This is a genomic window from Nakamurella sp., assembly GCF_044224575.1.
Classification (GTDB): Bacteria; Actinomycetota; Actinomycetes; order Mycobacteriales; family Nakamurellaceae; genus Nakamurella.
In genome coordinates, this window is sequence record NZ_JBGAKE010000004.1 from 151,647 (window position 1) to 169,911 (window position 18,265).

Consider the following 18,265-nt stretch of genomic DNA (forward strand, 5'->3'; position numbering starts at 1 on the left):
TCAGACCCCCTGTCCGGCAACGGCCCCGACCGGCCGGCCAACAGCGGCGGTGCGCCGGCCGCGCAGGTAGGTGGCGACCACCCGGCCGGGCAGTTCCATCCCCTCGTACGGGGTGTTGCGGGACAGCGAGGCGAACTCCGCGCCGCGCACCGTCCAACGCGCGGCCGGGTCGACAAGGACCAGGTTGGCCGGCTCGCCGGCGGCGATGGGCCGGCCCTGGCCGGTCAACCCGCCGATCCGGGCGGGCGCCTCGGACATCACCCGGGCGACGCCGCGCCAGTCCAGCAGACCCGGCTCGACCATGGTCGCGATGACGACGGACAGCGCGGTCTGCAGCCCGAGCATGCCGGGACTGGCGTTGTCCCACTCGGTTTCCTTGTCCTGGCTGGCGTGCGGGGCGTGGTCGGTGGCCACGATGTCGATCACCCCGGAGGCCAGCGCGGCCCGGAGCACGTCGATGTCGGCCCGGGTGCGCAGCGGCGGGTTGACCTTGAACACCGGGTCGTAGCCGACCGCCCGCTCGTCGGTCAGCATCAGGTGGTGCGGCGTCACTTCGGCGGTCACGTCGGTGCCCCGCTGCTTGGCGGCCGCCACCACCTCGACGCTGCCGGCGGTGGACAGGTGGCACACGTGCAGGCGGGAGCCGACGTGGTCGGCCAGCAACGCGTCCCGGGCGATGATCGCCTCCTCGGCGACGGCCGGCCAGCCGGTCAACCCCAGGCGGGCGGACACCTCACCCTCGTGCATCTGGGCGCCCTGGGTCAGCCGCGGCTCCTGGGCGTGCTGGGCGATGACCCCGCCGAACGCCTTGACGTATTCCAGCGCCCGCCGCATGAGCAGCGGGTCGGCGACGCAGTCGCCGTCGTCGGAGAACACCCGGACCTGGGCCGCCGAGGTCGCCATGGCGGCCAGTTCGGCCAGCCGCTCCCCCTTGCGGCCCACGGTGACGGCGCCGATCGGGTGCACGTCGACCAGGCCGGCCTGCTCGCCGAGCCGGAACACCTGCTCGACCACGCCGGCGGTGTCCGCGGTGGGGTCGGTGTTGGGCATCGCGAAGACCGCCGTGTAACCGCCGAGAGCCGCTGCCGCCGAACCGGTCTCGACCGTCTCGGCGTCCTCGCGGCCCGGCTCGCGCAGGTGCGTGTGCAGGTCGACCAGACCGGGCAGCACCACCAGCCCGGCGGCGTCGACCGTCTCGGCGCGGGCGGCCCGGGGGTCGGTCGCCGCGTCGGGTCCGACGGCGGCGATCACCCCGTCCACCACCAGGATGTCGGCGACGTCCTCGCCGTACGGCGCCCCACCGGTGATCAACACAGCGTTAGTCACAGCGATCACAATCCAACTTCCATCTCACCGGACAGCAGCAGGTAGAGCACCGCCATCCGCACGGTCACCCCGTTGGCAACCTGTTCCACGATCACCGAGTTGACCCCGTCGGCGACGCCCGGGGTGATCTCCATCCCCCGGTTCATCGGCCCGGGATGCATGACGATGGAGTGCGGCAGAAGGAGCCCTCGCCTGCGTTCATCCAACCCGTACCACCGCGAGTACTCGCGCTCGGTCGGGAAGAAGGCACCGCTCATCCGCTCGCGTTGCACGCGCAGCATCATCACCGCGTCCGCCCCGGTCAGCGCCGCGTCCAGGTCGTAGGAGACATCGGCCGGCCACGCGTCCACACCCACCGGGACCAGGGTGGGCGGCGCCACCAGGGTGACCTGCGCGCCGAGCGTGGACAGCAGGAGCACGTTGGACCGGGCGACCCGTGAGTGCAGCACGTCGCCGACGACCACGATCCGCCGCCCGTCCAGGGCGCCGAGGTGCCGGCGCAGGGTGAACGCGTCCAGCAGGGCCTGGGTGGGGTGCTCGTGGGTGCCGTCACCGGCATTGACGACGTGGCCGTCGACCCAGGCGGACAGCTGTTGCGGCGCACCGGACGCCGAGTGCCGGCAGACCACGGCGTCGGCCCCCATGGCCTGCAGCGTCCAGGCGGTGTCCTTCAGCGATTCACCTTTGGACACCGAGGAGCCCTTGGCGGAGAAGTTGATGACGTCGGCGGACAGCCGCTTGGCCGCCAGCTCGAACGAGATGCGGGTCCGGGTCGAGTCCTCGAAGAACAGGTTGACCACAGTGCGCCCGCGCAGGGTGGGCAGCTTGCGCACCTCCCGTCCGGCGATCGCCTGGTCGATGCGTTCGGCCGTGTCGAGGATGAGTTCGGCCCCCGCGCGGGACAGGTCGCCCGCGGACAGCAGGTGCCGGGGCAGGGTCGGTGCGGCCGGCCGGGCCATTGCCGGGCGGGCCGGACGGGACACCGGCTGCGTCGGAGACTGGGCCGGCGACGGCGGGCTGTCGAAATAAGTGGTGCCGGTCATGACGTCCGCTCCCCTGTGAGTTCGACGGCGTGTCCGGTGCCGGACGGTCCGGTACTGGGGTCGCGGCTCGGCACGGCACGGGCCAGCTCCACGCTGTCGGCGCCGTCGATCTCGAGCAGGCCGACGGCCACGTCGTCGCCGAAGGCCGTCGGAATGTTCTTGCCCACGTAGTCGGCCCGAATCGGCAATTGCCGGTGGCCGCGGTCGACCAGCACGGCCAGCTGAATGACCGCGGGCCGGCCGTGATCCCGGAGCGCGTCGAGCGCCGCCCGGATCGTGCGACCGGAGTAGAGCACATCGTCGACGAGCACGACGATGGCGTCGTCGATGCCGCCGGCCGGGATCCTGGTCTCCTCCAGCGCCCGCGGCGGGCGCCGGCGCAGGTCGTCGCGATAGAGGGTGATGTCCAGGGCGCCGACCGGGGTCGGCCGGTCGGTGAACGCCGTCAACCGATCCGCCAGCCGGCGGGCCAGGTGAACGCCGCGAGTCGGGATGCCGAGCAGCACCACGGGAAGATCGCCGTTGCGCTCGAGGATCTGGTGGGCGATCCGGTCGATCACCCGGGCGATCTGCGCCGGCCCCAGGATCTCGGTGCGGATCTCGGTGGGGAATTCCGTGCGATCCGTCCCGGGCCCGGGCGGATACGGAGGAGGGGGGGAGGCGCCCCCGGCGGTGAATTCCGCAACGGGTTCGACGCCGGACGAGCTGGCCTGAGCAGGGCGCGCACGCACCACGTGCAGACCTCCTTTCCCGCCTCACCGGACGGTCCTTAAAGGGTGGTCGACCGGCAATGCTACCAACTGACCGCACCGCGACGATCCACCCTCCGGCCCGCGCCCGGCCGCCAGTCCTCCGTGATCCCATTGGCACGCCTGCACGGATTGCGACTACTCTGCGTATACACTCGGCAAGGAGCACCGCCGAATATGCACCGTCAGATCAGGGAGCCGTCATGACCCAGGACTACGCCCACGCCCTGGGCGCCCGTCTGCGCTCCATTCGTGCCCAACAGGGTCTGAGCCTGCACGGGGTCGAGGAGAAGTCCGAAGGGCGCTGGAAGGCCGTCGTCGTCGGTTCCTACGAACGCGGGGACCGGGCCGTGACGGTGGCCAAGCTGGCCGAACTGGCGGAGTTCTACGGGGTCCCGGTCGCCGAACTGTTGCCGGACGCGCGCGCGACCCGCCGTGGCGCGCCCAGCCCCAAGCTGATGATCGATCTGCAGCGACTGGCCGAACTGCCCGCCCACCAGGCCGGCCCGCTGGCTCGGTACGCCGCCGCCATCCAGTCCCAGCGCGGTGACTACAACGGCAAGGTCCTGACGATCCGCTCGGAGGATCTGCGGTCACTAGCCGTGATCTATGACATGAGTGCGGAGGATCTCACCGACCAGCTGGTCCAGTGGGGGGTCCTGCCGGCCGGTACCGAGCTCGGCGAGTAGCCGACAACTCGTACGCCCAGCAATTCCTCGATGGCACCCACGATCCGGTGCTCTGACTCGATCGTCGACCCCGGGGCGCTTCGCGCGGCCGGCCCGGTGCTCAGGCGCCGCGGAGCTGCGGCGTGATCACCGCGAGCTGGCCGAGGATTCCGTTGACGAACCGTGGGGAGTCGTCCGTGGACAGCACCTTGGCCGAGTCCACTGCCTCGTTCACCGCCACCGCGGGCGGCACCTCGGTCGAATACAGCAGTTCGTACACCGCGATCCGCAGGATGGCGCGGTCGACGGCGGGCATCCGCTCCACCGACCAGCCCCGGGAATGCTCGGCCAGCAGCCCGTCAATGCGCTCCTGGTGCTCGACGAAGCCGCGCACCAGACCCTCGGCGTAATCGCCGATCGGCGTCCACGAGTGGCGGTCGGGTCCGGTCGGCTGCTGCATGCGTTCATCGAGCACGATCAACGGGTCGACCCCGCGCGCCTCGGCGGCATAGAGCACGTCGAGGGCACGCTTGCGGGCCTTGCTGCGGGCTGACATGTCAATAGCCTGCGGTCGTCAGCTGTTCACTCGGCCGAGGTACCGGCCGTCACGGGTGTCGACCTTGATCTTGTCGCCGGTGTTCAGGAACAGCGGCACGGCGATCTCGGCACCGGTCTCCAGGGTGGCCGGCTTGGTGCCGCCGGTCGACCGATCACCTTGCAGACCCGGCTCGGTGTGCGAGACGACCAGTTCGACCGAGGCCGGCAGTTCGACGTAGAGCACGACACCCTCGTTCTGCGCGACCAGCGCCTCCTGGTTCTCCAGCAGATAGTCGGCGGCGGAGCCCACCGTCTCGGCCGGGATATGGATCTGGTCGTAGGTGTCGCCGTCCATGAAGACGAACTCGCTGCCGTCCTTGTACAGGTAGGTCATGTCCCGCTTGTCGACCGTCGCGGTCTCGACCTTGACGCCGGCGTTGAACGTCTTGTCGACGACCTTGCCGGAGAGCACGTTCTTCAGGGTGGTCCGCACGAACGCGGGCCCTTTGCCCGGCTTGACGTGCTGGAACTCGGTGATGGTCCACAGCTGCCCGTCGAGGTTGAGGACGAGCCCGTTCTTGAAATCACTGGTGCTGGCCATGGTGCGGGTGCTGCGCCTTTCGCTGGGTCGACCGTTCCTCGGGAACCGGGCCGGGCCCGGCTCGGCGGCTCAGAGCACGCCGAGATCCTTGGAGGTCTGGGTGAGGACGTGATACCCGTCGGGACGGATCACGCCACTGTCCTCGATGCGCACCCCGCCCCGCCCCGGCAGGTACACCCCGGGCTCGACGGTCACGCACATGTCGGGGGCCATGATACTGGCCGATCCGCGGGCCAGGCTCGGCGCTTCATGGATCTGCAGGCCCACTCCGTGGCCCAGACCATGCGCGAACTGGGGACCGTAACCCGCGGCGGCGATGAGGTCCCGGGACGCCGCATCGATCGCATCCCCGGTCGCCCCCACGACGCAGGCCTGGCGGCCGGCCGCCTGCGCGGCATGCACCAGGTCGTAGATCTCCCGCTGCCACCCCGCGGGCTCCCCGAGCACGAAGGTGCGGGTCATGTCCGAGTGGTAGCCGTCGACCGTCGCGCCGAAGTCGAGCTTGACGAAGTCCCCGGCGGCCAGCACGGCGGCGGTCGGCCGGTGATGCGGGACGGCGCTGTTGGCACCGGCGGCGACGATGGTCTCGAACGCCGGATCCTCGGCGCCCAACTCGCGCATTCGCTGGTCGAGCTCGAGGCCGACCGCCCGCTCGGTGCGGCCGGGCCGGATGCCGCCCGCGCCGATCAGGTCGGCCAGCGCCCGGTCGGCCACCGCACACGCTCGCTCCAGCGCCTCGATCTCGGTCCGGTCCTTGACCGCGCGGGCGTCCTCGACCACGTCCAGCGTCGTGCGCAAGGACACCGGCCGGGTGCGCTCGCGGGCGATCGCCTGCAACGTGTCGTAGGCGGCGACGGGCAACGAGCGGGCCTCGAACCCGACGCTGCCCGCCGGCGCCGCGCGGAGCAGAGCGACGTCACAGGGGCGGGCGATCAGCCGCGGCAGGTCGGGCACCTGCTCCTGGGACTGCAGGGTGTAACGGCCGTCGGTGCAGAAGCGGGTGCGCGGGTCGGGCTCGTCGGTAGTCCGGTCGGTGTGTCCGTGCGCCTGCTCGGGTTCCTCGTCGTCCGCCGCGACCAGCAGCAGGGCCGCGTTGGACCCGGTGAACCCGGTCAGGTAGCGCACGTTGATCAGGTCGGTGACCAGCAGCGCGTCGATGCCCGCGGCGACGAGGGCGGCGCGGACGGTCGAACGGCGGGTGCGGTGCAGGCTCGTCACGAACACCGATGGTAGGCCGGTGAGCCGCGGGATCAGGGTCGCCGCGTTCCACCCGGGCGAGCCGGGCCCGACTGGCTGTTCGTGCCCGGTGAGCGGGCAGTTCCGGCCATTCGCGCCGGTGGTGCGGCGAGCTCGTCGAGCTGCGCCCGGACCAGTGCGGCCAGCCGGTCGACGTCGAGGCATCGATCGGCGTCGGCGACGACCGTGATGCTCAACCGGCCGGCGTAGCTGAGCACGGCGAACCCCACGCCCACGTTGCCGCTGATCGGCGACACCGGAACGAGCTCGGTGATCCGATTGCGGCCGAACACCAGCGGTTCGGACGGCCCACGGACGTTGGTGACGAACGTGTTCACCAGCCGCTGGTGGCCGATGAACCAGCCGAACGCCCCGAGCGCCGCGAGCGCACGCGCGAACGGGCCGTACAACGCCGCCGACGCGCCCGGGATGTCGGTCTTGCGGACCCGGGTGATGTCTGCGACGGCTGACAGCCGCTGCCGGGGCGCCCCGTTCAGTGGCAGCGACACGGGCAGCACCCCGGTCCGGTTGCCCAGGTCGCCAGCCTCGGCGGGGCGGCGGCGAGCGGCGACCGGCATGGAGACCACCAGCCGGTCCAGAGGTTCGCCCCGTTCGGCCAGCAGGTCGTGCAGCGCTCCGGTGACGGCGGTCAGCGCCACGTCGTTCACCGTCCCGCCGGCCGCCTTCGCCGCCGCGGCCAGCGGGCCGAGGTCCGCCCGGGCGACGCCGAGCGCGCGGTGCGGTCCGATCGGGCCGGCGTTGATCGAGCAGGGCGGGGCCCCACGAGTCCCGTCCCGCAGCAGTTCCGCCGCGCCGGCGCGCAGGCGGGCGGCCGGACCGGTCCACCGGCGCCCGGCCGAGCCGCGGCCACCCGACCACGGGTCCGCGGGGACCGCTGGGCGCGCCGCCGACTCTGCTCCGTCGACCAGCCGGGAAAGGATGGCCAGCCCGGCCAGCCCGTCGGCCAGCACGTGGTGCAGCACGATCACCAGCGCGGATCGGCCGCCCGCGGAGGCGGGGTTCAGCCCGCCGACGTGCACGATGCGCCACGGCGGGCGGGCCAACGACAATCGTTGCTCGACGATCCGCGCGGCGACGGCCAGCATTGCGCGGCGGTCACCCGGCGGCGGGCAGGCGATGGACTCCAGGTGCTGGGACGGGTCGAAGGCGGAGTCGGCGATCCAAACGGGGCGGCCGTGCGGCACCCGGACCAACCGTTGGCGCAGCCGGGGCACCGCGTCGAGGCGCGACGTGACGAGTACCCGCATTGCGTCGGGGTCCGGTGCCGCGTCGAGCACGGCGATCGCGGCGAACTGCATCCGCGCTCCGGACGCCTCGGCGGCCAGGATCGTCATGTCATCCGGACCCAGCCGGTCGATCGGTGGTGCCCTCACGTGTCGAGCGTCCCGCAGCTGGGCACCTGGCTCCCAGGGCCGATCGACCCATCGGCATCCGGATCCGGCCCGCGCGTTCGCCATCGGCGACCGGATCGGGGCCATCGGGCGACCGATGGGTGAACCGACCGGGGCGCGCCTAGCCTCGACCCGGTTGATCGAACGATGCCTTGACCACCGACGAAAGGAAGATTCATGTCCGACAAGCGTGTCCTGCTCGCACTGACCAGCAACGACGACCTCGGCGGGGTCCGCAAGACCGGCTACTACGTGGGCGAGGCGGCCCACCCGTGGCGGGAGTTCGTGGACGCCGGCTTCGACGTCGACGTCGCGTCGATCGCCGGCGGCACCCCGCCGCAGGACGGGTACGACGACTCCGACGAGATCCAGCGGGCCTTCCTGACCGACAAGAAGATCAGCACTCAGCTGGCCGACACCACCCGGCTGGACGAGATCGACCCGGGCGCGTACGACGCCGTCGTGCTGGTCGGCGGCCACGGCACCATGTGGGACTTCCCCGACAGCGTGGCGCTCGCGGCGATCGGCCGGGTCATCTACGAATCCGGCGGGGTGGTCGCCGCGGTCTGCCACGGCCCGTCCGGCCTGGTCAACATGAAGCTGTCCGACGGCACCCCGCTGATCGCCGGAAAGACGGTCGCCGGCTTCACCAACGAGGAGGAGGCGGCCGTCGGGCTGACCGACACCGTGCCGTTCCTGCTGGCCGACAAGCTGACCGAGCAGGGCGCCAAGCACATTCCGGCCGAACCGTGGACCGAGCACGTCGAGGTGGACGGGCGGCTGGTCACCGGGCAGAACCCGCAGTCCGCGGTTGCCCTGGGCCGCGCGGTCGTCACCCTGCTGACGGACTGATCGAAGCGTTCACGACCGGCACACCCGGACCAACGCGGTGTGCACCTCGCGCAGCGCCGGGTCCCGGTCGAGCGCTCCGGACCGGACCGCCAGATACAGGGTGTTGATCGGCGGTACCTCCGGACCGGCCAGCCGCACCAGCCGGCCGGCCGCGAGGTCGTCGTCGATCAGGTAGGTCGGTAGGACGGACACCCCGAGGCCGGCCCGCACCATCGCGGCGATGGTGCGCAGGTCCGGCACGGTCGCCCAGGGCACGATCTCGGCCGGCCGGCGGTCGAACACGGTCAGCCAGAACCGGCGGATGATCGGCAGGTGCTCGGCGTAGGCGATCACCGGGACGCCGGCCCAGCGGGCCGGGTCGGCCGGTTCGCCGTCCGTGAGCCGGCTCCAGCGCGGGGCCGCGACCAGCGCGAACTCCTCGTCCACCAGCGCCGTCGCGGTGACTCCGGCCAGCCGCGGACGGACGGCGCTGATCACCAGATCGTGCACCCCTGTCCCCAGTTCGGCCAGCAGATGGTCGGACAGGCCGAACGTGACGCCGACCCGGGTGCCGGTCCGAACGATCGCGTCCAACCGCGGCAGCACTCGGTGGGACAGGTACTCGGCGGGTCCGGCGAGGTGGATCAGCCGGTCGTCGGCGCCGGGTCGGTCCGCCCACAGCACCCGCTCCAGCTCGTCCAACGGTCGGGCGATCCGGGCCGCAAGGGCGTGCGCCCGCGCGTTCGGCAGCACCCCGGTCGGTCGCCGTTCGAACAGCTCGTGTCCGAGTTCGGCCTCGAGGGTCGCGATCTGAGTCGTAACGGTGGACTGCGCCCGGCCCAGTTCCCGGGCCGCCGCGCTGAGCGACTGCACCCGGTACGCCGTCAGGAACGTCCGCACCAGATCGAGGTCGATCTCGCCGGCCACCGAACCCTCCCTTCCGGACCGACCCACCGGCCGGTCGTCCGGCCCGACCATAATTCGCCGGTGACCCCACTCCGCGGCCTGACCCTCGCGGTCGCGGTAGGAGTCCTCGCCGGAGTCGGCGGCATCGGCGTCACCCTGGTGTTGCACGGCACCCAGCACCTGCTGTTCGGGTACGACTCCGGCACCTTCCTGCAGGGCATCGAGTCCGCCCCCGGCTGGCGGCGGGTGGCGGGTGCCTGCCTCGGTGGCCTGGTCGTGGGGCTGGGTTGGGCCTGGCTGCGCGGGTCCGGCCGGCCGGCCGGCGTGTCCGATGCGATCACCACCGGCGCCCGGATGCCGATCGTCCGAACCGCGTTCGACGCCCTGCTGCAGGCGGTCGCGGTGGGCGGCGGCGCTTCGGTGGGACGGGAAGGGGCCCCCCGGCAGGTCGGCGGCGCCGCCGGCGCCCAGCTCGCCGACCGGTTCCGGTTGACGACCGTCGACCGTCGGGTGCTGATTGCGGCGGGCGCCGGCGGTGGACTGGCCGCGGTCTACAACGTGCCGGTCGCCGGGGTGATCTTCGCGGCGCTGACCCTGGCCGCGGTCGATCGGGCCCCGCGGCCGGACCTGCCCGAAGGGACCAGCCGCCGGGCACGGCTGATCGCCCACGCCACGGCGGCGATGCCGGCGCTCCGACCCGGCGACTGGCCGGTCCTGATCGTGGTGTCCGCCGTGGCCACCGTCACGGCCTGGACGGTCCTGGGGTCGGGCCGGGTGTACTCGATGCCGGACCGCCCGGTCGATGCCGGCGCGGCCGCTGCCCTGGCCCTGTGGGCGGTCGCCGCCGGGCCGCTGGCCGGCGCCGCGGCCATCACGTTGGACACCGTCGCGCGCCGAGCCATGGCCACCCAGCCCACCGGTTGGCTGCGGACACCGTTGGCGATGACCGCGGCGATGGGCCTGGTCGGCCTGGCCGCGGTGTGGTGGCCGACGTTGCCCGGCAACGGCAAGGGCATCATCGAACTCACCATGAACCCGGTGCCCGGCATGCGGGACGGGGTGCTGCTGTCCGGCGCCGCACTGTCCGGCGGGACCGCGGCCGCCGCGTTCCTGCTGCTGGTCGTGCTCAAGATCGCGCTGACCGGAGTCTGTCTGCGGGCCGGGATCGTGGGCGGCCTGCTCACGCCGGCCCTGTCGGTGGGGGCCGCGCTGGGGGCTGCGGTGGGGGTGGCGGCGGCGGCCGCCGGCGCCCCCGTCTCGGTGCCGGAGTGGGCACTGGTCGGCGCCGCAGGGGCGCTGGCCGTCAGCCACCGCAGCGCCCTGTTTGCGGTGGCCATGGTCTGGGAGCTGACCGGCATGCCCTGGCCGGTCGCCCTCGCGGCCGCGGCGGCCGGGGTTCTCGCCCGGCTCAGCGCGCGGGTCGTCGGCCGCAGTTAGTTCCCGCCGAGTGTGCAGAAGGTGCCCCTATGCCCCGGAATGAGGGGCACCTTCTGCACACTGAACCGGCTCGGGGACGGGTGGCCCCGGTAGCGTGACGCCGTGCCGGCCGACATCTTCTGGACCTCCGCGTTCCTGGACTTCGAGCCATCCGGGTTCGAGGTGGGCGTGCGGTTCTGGGCCGACGTCACCGGGTATGCGCTGTCGCCGCGCCGCGGCGACAGCGCCGAGTTCGCCACGCTGGTCCCGCCCGCCGGCGACGACTTCCTCCGGGTCCAACGCCTCCGAGACGGGCCGAGCCGGCGGCACCTGGACCTGCACGTGCCCGATCCCGGCGCCGCCGCGCGAGTCGCGGTCGACCTCGGCGCCGCGATCTCGGTCGAGTCCCCGCACGGCTACGTCGTGCTGACCTCACCGGGCGGGTTCACCTTCTGCTTCGTGTCCCATCGCGCATCCGCCCGCCCGGAGCCCGCCCGGTGGGGCGAGCACATCTCGCTGGTCGACCAGCTCTGCCTGGACGTCCGCGCCGCCGACGCCGATGCCGAGACGCAGTTCTGGAGCGAGCTGACCGGCTGGCCGCCGACGACGTCCTCGATTTCGACGCTGTTTCCGCTGGTCCGCCCGCCCGGCATGCCGCTGCGGCTGATGGTGCAGGCGGTCGGCGACGATCGCTTTCCGGCCACCGCGCACCTCGATCTGGCCGGCACCGACCGCTCCGCCGAAACGGAGCGGCACCAGGTGCTCGGCGCCGCCGTGCAGCACGTCGCCGACAAATTCACGGTGCTGCACGATCCGGCCGGCGCGGTCTATTGCATCACCGACCGCGACCCGGTCACCGTCTGGTGAGCAGCTGACCCGCTTCGCCAACCCGCCGAGTGCGCAGCCCGGGTCGCGCGGAACCCGCACTGGAGCGCTTCAGCCGAGGTCGATGGTGCCGGGACGCTTGCCCGGCCCGGCGATCACGGAGTAGGCGGCGGCCAGCAGGGCCGGATCGGGCCCGACGAGCCGGCCCGGCTTGGCCAACCCATCGAGGACGACGAACCGCAGGGTGCCGGCGCGGGTCTTCTTGTCCGAACCCATGATCCGCACGAGCTCGCCCAGCGCGTCCGGGTCGTAGGTGGTCGGTAGGCCCAGGGTGTGCAGGACGGTCAGGTGCCGGTCGGCGGTCTCGTCGTCCAGCCGGCCGGCCGCCCGCGCCAGTTCGGCGGCGAACACCAGGCCGACCGAGACCGCGGCGCCGTGCCGCCACTTGTAGCGCTCCCGCTTCTCGATGGCGTGAGCGAGAGTGTGCCCGTAGTTGAGGATCTCGCGTAGTTCCGACTCGCGCAGGTCGGCGGCGACGACGGCGGCCTTGACCGCGACCGACCGCTGGACCAGTTCGGCGAGCACGGGTGAGGCCGGGTCGGCCGCGGCCTCCGGGTCGTTCTCGATCAGGGTCAGGATCTGCGGGTCGGCGATGAACCCGCACTTGACCACCTCGGCCAGCCCGGCGACCAGCTCGTGCCGCGGCAGCGTCTCCAGCGTCGCGAGATCGCAGATGACGGCCCGCGGCTCGTAGAAGGAGCCGACCATGTTCTTGCCGGCGTCGGTGTTGATGCCGGTCTTTCCACCGACCGCGGCGTCCACCATGCCCAGCAGGGTGGTGGGCACCTGGATCACCGGCACGCCCCGCATCCAGGTCGCGGCGGCAAACCCGGCCAGGTCGGTGACCGATCCCCCGCCCAGCCCGATCACCAGGTCCCGCCGATCGATCCCGATCTGCCCGAACACGTTCCAGCAAAAGCCCAGCACGGTCAGGTTCTTCGCGTCCTCGGCGTCCGGCACCTCGAGCAGGTGCACGTCCAGCCCGTTCTCCTGCAAGGCATCCCGGAGCGTCTCGGCGGTGAGCAGCAGCGTGTGCGGATGCACCAGCGCGACCCGGGCGGCGCCGGTCGCCGCGGCCGCGGCGACCAGTTCGTCGAGCAGGCCGCGGCCGATCGTCACGTCGTACGGCGACCCGGACGGGACGTGGACGACGACAGGAGAAGTCATGAGAGTCGAAGCTCCTCGACGATGACGGTGGCCACCTGTTCGACGGTCAGCTCGTCGGTGGCGACCTCCAGGGTGGCCACCTCCTGGTACAGGTGCAGCCGGGCGTCGAGCAGAGCCTTGTACGTGGCGCGCGGGTTCACCCCGGTGAGCAGCGGCCGGTTGCTGGCCAGGCCGGTGCGCCGGACCCCGGTCGGCATGGTGACCGACAGGAACACGACCGTGTGGCGCTTGAGCAACGCACGAGTCGGTTCGGCCAGCACCGATCCGCCACCCAGGGCCAGCACCCCGTCGTGCTCGACGAGGGCCGTCGCGACCGCGGCGCGTTCCAACGCCCGGAACGCCGGTTCTCCATCGGTCAGGAAGATGTCGGGAATCGGCCGGCCGGCGGTGATTTCGATGTCATGGTCGGTGTCCCGCAGCTGCTTGCCGGTCAGCCGGGCCAGGGCACCACCGACCGACGTCTTGCCCGAGCCGGGCGGCCCGACCAGCACGACGAGCGGCCGCGCCGCACCGGGTTCGGCGGGTGCGGCCATCACCGGCCGGCGGGGGCGGCGGCCGATGACACCGGGGTCGGCGCGAAGTCGATCGAGGCGAGGTAGGACGCGACGTTCCGGGCCGTCTCACCCACCGAGTCGCCGCCGAACTTCTCGCTCACCGCGTCCGCCACCACCAGCGCAACCATGGCCTCGGCCACGACACCCGCGGCCGGCACCGCGCACACGTCGCTGCGCTGATGGTTGGCCTGGGCCCGGTCCCCGGTGGCGATGTCGACGGTGGCCAGCGCCCGCGGCACGGTGGAGATGGGCTTCATCGCCGCGCGGACCCGCAGCACCTCGCCGTTGGTCATGCCGCCCTCGATGCCGCCGGCGCGATTGCTCCGGCGGGACACGCCGGTGGTCGATCCGGTCTCGGTCGGGTCGATCTCGTCATGCGCGGCGCTGCCCCGGCGGCGGGCCGTCAGGAAGCCGTCGCCGATCTCCACGCCCTTGATCGCCTGGATGCTCATCAGCGAGCCGGCCAACCGGGCGTCGAGCTTGCGGTCGGCGTGCACGAAGGACCCCAGGCCCGGCGGGAGGCCGTAGACCAGCACCTCGACGACGCCGCCGAGAGTGTCGCCGTCGGCCTTGGCCGCCTCGATCTCGGTCACCATGACGGCCGTCGACTCGGCGGCGAACGCCCGGACCGGCGACTCGTCGATCGCGTCCCGGTCGGCCGGGGTGGGCAGCGGGCCGGCGACCGCGTCGGCCTCGCCGATGGACACCACGTGCGAGACGACCTCGGCGCCGAGCACCGCCCGCAGGTACTGCTGGGCGACCGTGCCGAGCGCGACCCGGGCCGCCGTCTCCCGGGCGGAGGCCCGCTCCAGGATCGGCCGGGCGTCGGCGAAGCCGTACTTCTGCATCCCGGCCAGGTCGGCGTGCCCGGGGCGGGGCCGGGTCAGCGGCGCGTTGCGGGCCAGGCCGGCCAGCACATCCTTGTCGACCGGGTCGGCCGCCATGATCTGATCCCACTTGGGCCACTCGGTGTTGCCGATCTCGATGGCCACCGGACCACCGAGACTGGAACCGTGCCGGATGCCGCCCAGGATCGAGACCTTGTCCTGTTCGAACTTCATCCGGGCACCCCGGCCGTACCCGAGCCGGCGCCGAGCCAGCTGGGTGGCGATGTCCGAGGACGTCACCGGCACCCCGGCGGGGAGGCCTTCGAGGACGGCCACCAGGGCGGGGCCATGGGATTCACCTGCGGTCAACCAGCGCAACACGCGCGCCATCCTCCCACGAGCCGCCGCCGGGTCGTGCCGCCTACCGCTGGGCGGGCGCCCGTCGGCGGGTCGCGAGCCCGGTGAGCACGATCAGGCCGGCCCCGACGAAGGCGCCGCCGCCGAGCATGCCGTCCCACGGCGTCGTGTCGTGCGGGTTGTAGTCCACGGCGATCATGGTGAGGACAAGCCCGAGGAACGGGTGGGCCAGGATCAGCATCCCGGCCCAGGCGCACCAGGCGCGGTCGGACAGCACGGCACGGTCATCGCTCAGGCTCACGATGTCGACCAGGATCGTGGCGACCAGCAGCGGGCTCAAGAGCCACGGCAAGATCACCCATTCGAAGCCGATGGGTTCGCCGGCCCGGGCCGACGCCAGGGTGACCAGGCCGATGCCCAGTGCGGATCCGACCAGCAGCGCCTGGAGTCCGCGGGCCCACCCGGCCGACCGGGCCGCCGCGAAGACGAGTGCCATTCCGACGGCCAGCATGAGGTACGCGACACCGGCCAGGTGCGCCGTTCGCCCGAGCGGCGTCCACGGCTCGGTGGGCAGCAGGTAGTCGAACCGGTGGTCCTGGACGGTCAGGCAGGCCGGGGAGTCCAGATCCGGCCAACACGGGACACCCCACCGCGACCAGGATGCAGCGATCAGCAGGGCCCCGGCCGCCATGAACGCCAGGGCGCCGGCCGCGGCCAGCCGCCGCGCGGTCGGCGCCCCGACGGCCGTCATGCCGTTTCGCCCGAACCGACCGCGGCCACCCGGGTCGACCCCGCGAGGTCCGGCCGAGCCGGTCGTCCGGTCCGGACCAGCCCGGCCAGCAGGACCGACCCGGCGACCCATGGCGGGACCACGGACCAGAAGACATCAACGGGACCCGGGGGCACCTCGCCCACGATCGAGGGCATCAGGAAGAGCTGCAGCACCGGGGTGGTGGCCAGCAGCGCGCCCAGCCAGGCCAGCCAGACCCAGCTGGGCAGCAACCGCGGGTGCGCGGAATCGCGCACCCACTCCAGCACCACCGTGATGAGGGGCAGCCCGATGGCCCATGGTGCCATCGCCCAATACCACCAGGACGCCGTCGGCACCGGCGCGTCGGCGCGACCGGCGAGCAGCGTCCCGAGCCCGAGAACCAGGACCGAGCCGACGATCATCACCTGCACGATGCGCGACCACCAGGGCGATCGGACCGCGGCGAAGACCAGGGCCAGGCCGACCGCCGTCATCAGGTGGGCGGCGCCGCCCCACCAGGCCGCCGAGGCCACCGGCAACCATGGATCAGCGGGCCACACATGGTCGAAAAAGTGCTCCTGCGCGAGCCACGGGTCCGCTCCGCTCCAGCCGTCCCGCCAGAGCTCGTCCCACGGCTGATTCGCAGCCCGCAGGAGCAGCGCGCCCGCGCCGATGAACAGAACCGCCCCGGCGCCGACCAGCGCCCGCCTCACCCGTTGCGACACCTCGTCGGACACCGACACGTGGCATCCCCCCATCCGTCCCCTTGGCCGGTGACGATAGGTCACCCCGGTCCGCGCCGACATCCCTCGGACCGGTGACGGCCGACGACCCGAATGCCCGGTCGGCCGGCTTCGTCCGTGGGCGTCCGGGCCGTCGGGTCAGTGCGCCGCCTCCCACGCCGCGTAGGCGTCGTGCACCACCCGAATCGCGTCGTCGACGTCGTCGGTGACGTGGATCAGGCTCAGATCCGGCGGCGAGATGTTGCCGGCACCGGCGACCGAAGTCTTGATCCAGTCGGCCAGCCCGCCCCAGTACTCGGATCCGAACAGCACGACCGGGAATTTGGTGACCTTCTTGGTCTGGACCAGGGTGAGCGCCTCGAACAGCTCGTCCAGCGTGCCGAAGCCCCCGGGCAGGCAGATGTAGGCCTGCGAATACTTGACGAACATCGTCTTGCGGGCGAAGAAGTACCGGAAGTTGATGCCCAGGTCGACGTACCGGTTGAGGCCCTGCTCGAACGGTAGCTCGATGCCGAGGCCGACGGACAGCCCACCGGCCTTCTTGGCGCCCTTGTTGGCGGCCTCCATGATTCCGGGCCCACCCCCGGTGATCACCGCGAAGCCTTCCTTGGCCAGCGCCGCGCCGATCTCCTCGGCCTTCTGATAGTGCGGCGTCCCCCGTTTGGTCCGCGCACTGCCGAACACCGATACCGCCCGCGGCAGCCCGGCGAGCGCGCCGAAGCCCTCCACGAACTCGGCCTGGATGCGCAGCACCCGCCAGGGGTCGGTGTGCACCCAGTCGCTGGGTCCGCGGGAGTCGAGCAGGCGCTGGTCGGTCGTGCTGGCGGTCTGGTATCGCTGGTCGCCGCGCAGTCGAACCGGTCCCTTGAACCGTTCCGGCTCCTGCCCGTCCGGCGGCGGCAACGACGGATCCTCGAATTCGGTCACCTGGGCCACAGTAGTGACGCGGTGACGCTCAGGTGACCGCGTCACCACTCGCGGACGAGCCTTCGCCGGGGATTCATCGACCGGCAACCCAATGAGATGCCGGTCGATCAAGGGTGCGGGTTCGGTCCGTTCCGCGGTTCCGCCGGACCGCGGCCGGCCGGCCCTCGACCATGGGCCGAGCCGCATGGCCCGGCGAATCAGGAGTCAGCCGGCCAGGTACCGACGCAGCACCGCGGTCATGTCGCGAATCTGGGTCATGCTGACGTGCTCCTCACGGGTGTGGGCCAGCGACGGGTCCCCGGGCCCGAAGTTGACCGCGGGAACGCCCAGGGCGGCGAACCGGGCGACGTCGGTCCAGCCGTACTTGGCCTGCGCCCGCCCGCCGGCGGCGACGACGAACTCGGCGGCCGCCGGGGCGTGCAGACCGGGCAACGCTCCGGCCGCGACATCCAGCACGGACACGTCGAAGTCGGCGAACAGGTCGCGCACCACCGCCACGGCCTGGTCGGCGCTGCGGTCCGGCGCGAACCGGAAGTTCACCCGGACCGTGCATTCGTCGGGGATGACGTTGCCGGCCACTCCCCCGCTGATGCCGACCGCGTTGAGGCCCTCGCGGTACTCGCAGCCGTCGATGTCGACGATCCGTGCGTCCCAGCCGGCGAGCCGCTCCAGGATCACCCGGGCGCGGTGGATCGCGTTGTCCCCCAGCCAGGACCGGGCCGAGTGGGCCCGCCGCCCGCGGGCGGTCACCGCCGCCGACACTGTGCCCTGACAGCCGGCCTCGACGTTTCCGTTGGTGGGTTCGCCCAGGATCGCCAGGTCGGCGGCCAGCCACTCCGCATGGTCGGCCTGGATCCGGGTCAGCCCGTTCCGGTCGTAGTCGACCTCCTCGCACTCGTAGAACACGAATGTCAGGTCGCGCGCCGGTTCCGGCAGCGTCGCGGCCAGATGCAGCAGCATCGCGTCGCCGGACTTCATGTCCGTGGTGCCGCAGCCGTGCACCACGTCCCCGTCCCGTCGGGCGGGAACGTTGTCGGCGATCGGCACGGTGTCCAGATGCCCGGCCAGCAGGATCCGGGAGGGCCGGCCCAGATCCGTCCGGGCCAGCACGCTCTGGCCGACTCGCTGCACCCGCAGATGCGGCAGCCGGCGCAGGGCGGCCTCGACGGCGTCCGCGATGACCACCTCGGAACCGGACACCGATGGGATGTCGACCAGGGCGGCGGTCAGTTCGGCGGGATCGCCCGCCAGGTCCAGCGCGATCGGATCGATCGGACTGGCGGACGGTGCGGGCGCGGTGGACACGCACCGCACAGTACCGTCGGAGGC

The 18,265-nt window shown here is 72.3% G+C and carries 19 protein-coding genes; 4 read left to right on the forward strand and 15 right to left on the reverse strand.

Translation table 11 applies throughout. The features are described from left to right. The 3 genes from ACILSK_RS06335 to pyrR all read right to left on the reverse strand — a co-directional run bounded on the left by ACILSK_RS06335 (position 1) and on the right by pyrR (position 2,968). Positions 1-1,326, reverse strand: coding sequence for a dihydroorotase (locus ACILSK_RS06335; protein WP_395726292.1), 1,326 nt, complete (start codon positions 1,324-1,326; stop codon positions 1-3). Positions 1,327-1,331: 5 nt separating this feature from the next. Further along, positions 1,332-2,261: an aspartate carbamoyltransferase catalytic subunit gene (locus ACILSK_RS06340; RefSeq protein ID WP_395726450.1), complete on the reverse strand. Its 930-nt coding sequence runs from the start codon at positions 2,259-2,261 to the stop codon at positions 1,332-1,334. Positions 2,262-2,365: 104 nt separating this feature from the next. Continuing rightward, positions 2,366-2,968, reverse strand: coding sequence for a bifunctional pyr operon transcriptional regulator/uracil phosphoribosyltransferase PyrR (pyrR, locus tag ACILSK_RS06345; protein ID WP_395726451.1), 603 nt, complete (start codon positions 2,966-2,968; stop codon positions 2,366-2,368). A 353-nt stretch (positions 2,969-3,321) separates the two neighbouring features. Here pyrR and ACILSK_RS06350 point away from each other — a divergent pair, with 353 nt between their 5' ends. Further along, positions 3,322-3,807 carry a transcriptional regulator gene (locus ACILSK_RS06350; RefSeq protein ID WP_395726293.1) on the forward strand — a complete coding sequence of 162 codons (486 nt, stop codon included), beginning with the start codon at positions 3,322-3,324 and terminating at the stop codon, positions 3,805-3,807. 100 nt (positions 3,808-3,907) lie between these two features. Here ACILSK_RS06350 and nusB read toward each other — a convergent pair whose 3' ends face one another. The 4 genes from nusB to ACILSK_RS06370 form a co-directional block, all read right to left on the reverse strand. Further along, a complete protein-coding gene (gene nusB, locus ACILSK_RS06355) occupies positions 3,908-4,342 on the reverse strand; it encodes a transcription antitermination factor NusB (RefSeq protein WP_395726294.1) in 435 nt (144 codons plus the stop codon). Between the two features lie 18 nt (positions 4,343-4,360). Further along, the gene (gene efp, locus ACILSK_RS06360) at positions 4,361-4,924 is read right to left on the reverse strand and encodes an elongation factor P (RefSeq protein WP_395726295.1); all 564 of its coding nucleotides are present in this window, start codon (positions 4,922-4,924) and stop codon (positions 4,361-4,363) included. 69 nt (positions 4,925-4,993) lie between these two features. Next, positions 4,994-6,142 (reverse strand): M24 family metallopeptidase, encoded by a 1,149-nt coding sequence (locus ACILSK_RS06365; RefSeq protein ID WP_395726296.1) that lies wholly within the window; start codon positions 6,140-6,142, stop codon positions 4,994-4,996. Between the two features lie 32 nt (positions 6,143-6,174). Then, positions 6,175-7,554: a wax ester/triacylglycerol synthase domain-containing protein gene (locus ACILSK_RS06370; protein WP_395726297.1), complete on the reverse strand. Its 1,380-nt coding sequence runs from the start codon at positions 7,552-7,554 to the stop codon at positions 6,175-6,177. 195 nt (positions 7,555-7,749) lie between these two features. On the opposite strand from ACILSK_RS06370, the gene ACILSK_RS06375 reads away from it, so the two are divergent. After that, complete coding sequence (locus ACILSK_RS06375; RefSeq protein WP_395726298.1) at positions 7,750-8,424, forward strand: type 1 glutamine amidotransferase domain-containing protein; 675 nt, start codon at positions 7,750-7,752, stop codon at positions 8,422-8,424. Positions 8,425-8,433: 9 nt separating this feature from the next. On the opposite strand, the gene ACILSK_RS06380 is transcribed toward ACILSK_RS06375, so the two are convergent. Next, positions 8,434-9,330 carry a LysR family transcriptional regulator gene (locus ACILSK_RS06380; RefSeq protein WP_395726299.1) on the reverse strand — a complete coding sequence of 299 codons (897 nt, stop codon included), beginning with the start codon at positions 9,328-9,330 and terminating at the stop codon, positions 8,434-8,436. Positions 9,331-9,390: 60 nt separating this feature from the next. Between ACILSK_RS06380 and ACILSK_RS06385 the strand changes: the two genes are divergently transcribed. Together ACILSK_RS06385 and ACILSK_RS06390 are read left to right on the forward strand one after the other, a co-directional pair. Beyond that, complete coding sequence (locus ACILSK_RS06385) at positions 9,391-10,746, forward strand: chloride channel protein (protein WP_395726300.1); 1,356 nt, start codon at positions 9,391-9,393, stop codon at positions 10,744-10,746. A 102-nt stretch (positions 10,747-10,848) separates the two neighbouring features. Beyond that, positions 10,849-11,592: a VOC family protein gene (locus ACILSK_RS06390; protein ID WP_395726301.1), complete on the forward strand. Its 744-nt coding sequence runs from the start codon at positions 10,849-10,851 to the stop codon at positions 11,590-11,592. Between the two features lie 69 nt (positions 11,593-11,661). Here the strand turns inward: ACILSK_RS06390 and aroB are convergent, their stop codons facing one another. The 7 genes from aroB to dapE all read right to left on the reverse strand — a co-directional run bounded on the left by aroB (position 11,662) and on the right by dapE (position 18,241). Beyond that, a complete protein-coding gene (gene aroB / locus ACILSK_RS06395) occupies positions 11,662-12,777 on the reverse strand; it encodes a 3-dehydroquinate synthase (protein ID WP_395726302.1) in 1,116 nt (371 codons plus the stop codon). Beyond that, on the reverse strand, positions 12,774-13,310 hold the full coding sequence (locus tag ACILSK_RS06400; protein WP_395726303.1) for a shikimate kinase: 537 nt from the start codon (positions 13,308-13,310) through the stop codon (positions 12,774-12,776). The genes aroB and ACILSK_RS06400 overlap by 4 nt, the downstream gene beginning before the upstream one ends. Further along, positions 13,310-14,548, reverse strand: a complete 1,239-nt coding sequence (gene aroC / locus ACILSK_RS06405; RefSeq protein ID WP_395726304.1) for a chorismate synthase — start codon at positions 14,546-14,548, stop codon at positions 13,310-13,312. The genes ACILSK_RS06400 and aroC overlap by 1 nt, the downstream gene beginning before the upstream one ends. A gap of 31 nt (positions 14,549-14,579) precedes the next feature. Then, a complete protein-coding gene (locus ACILSK_RS06410; protein WP_395726305.1) occupies positions 14,580-15,266 on the reverse strand; it encodes a hypothetical protein in 687 nt (228 codons plus the stop codon). Continuing rightward, positions 15,263-16,009, reverse strand: coding sequence for a hypothetical protein (locus ACILSK_RS06415; RefSeq protein WP_395726306.1), 747 nt, complete (start codon positions 16,007-16,009; stop codon positions 15,263-15,265). Before ACILSK_RS06415 ends, ACILSK_RS06410 begins: the two co-directional genes overlap by 4 nt. A gap of 138 nt (positions 16,010-16,147) precedes the next feature. Further along, on the reverse strand, positions 16,148-16,936 hold the full coding sequence (locus ACILSK_RS06420) for a TIGR00730 family Rossman fold protein (RefSeq protein ID WP_395726307.1): 789 nt from the start codon (positions 16,934-16,936) through the stop codon (positions 16,148-16,150). A gap of 204 nt (positions 16,937-17,140) precedes the next feature. After that, positions 17,141-18,241 carry a succinyl-diaminopimelate desuccinylase gene (gene dapE, locus ACILSK_RS06425; protein ID WP_395726308.1) on the reverse strand — a complete coding sequence of 367 codons (1,101 nt, stop codon included), beginning with the start codon at positions 18,239-18,241 and terminating at the stop codon, positions 17,141-17,143. Positions 18,242-18,265: the final 24 nt, after the last annotated feature.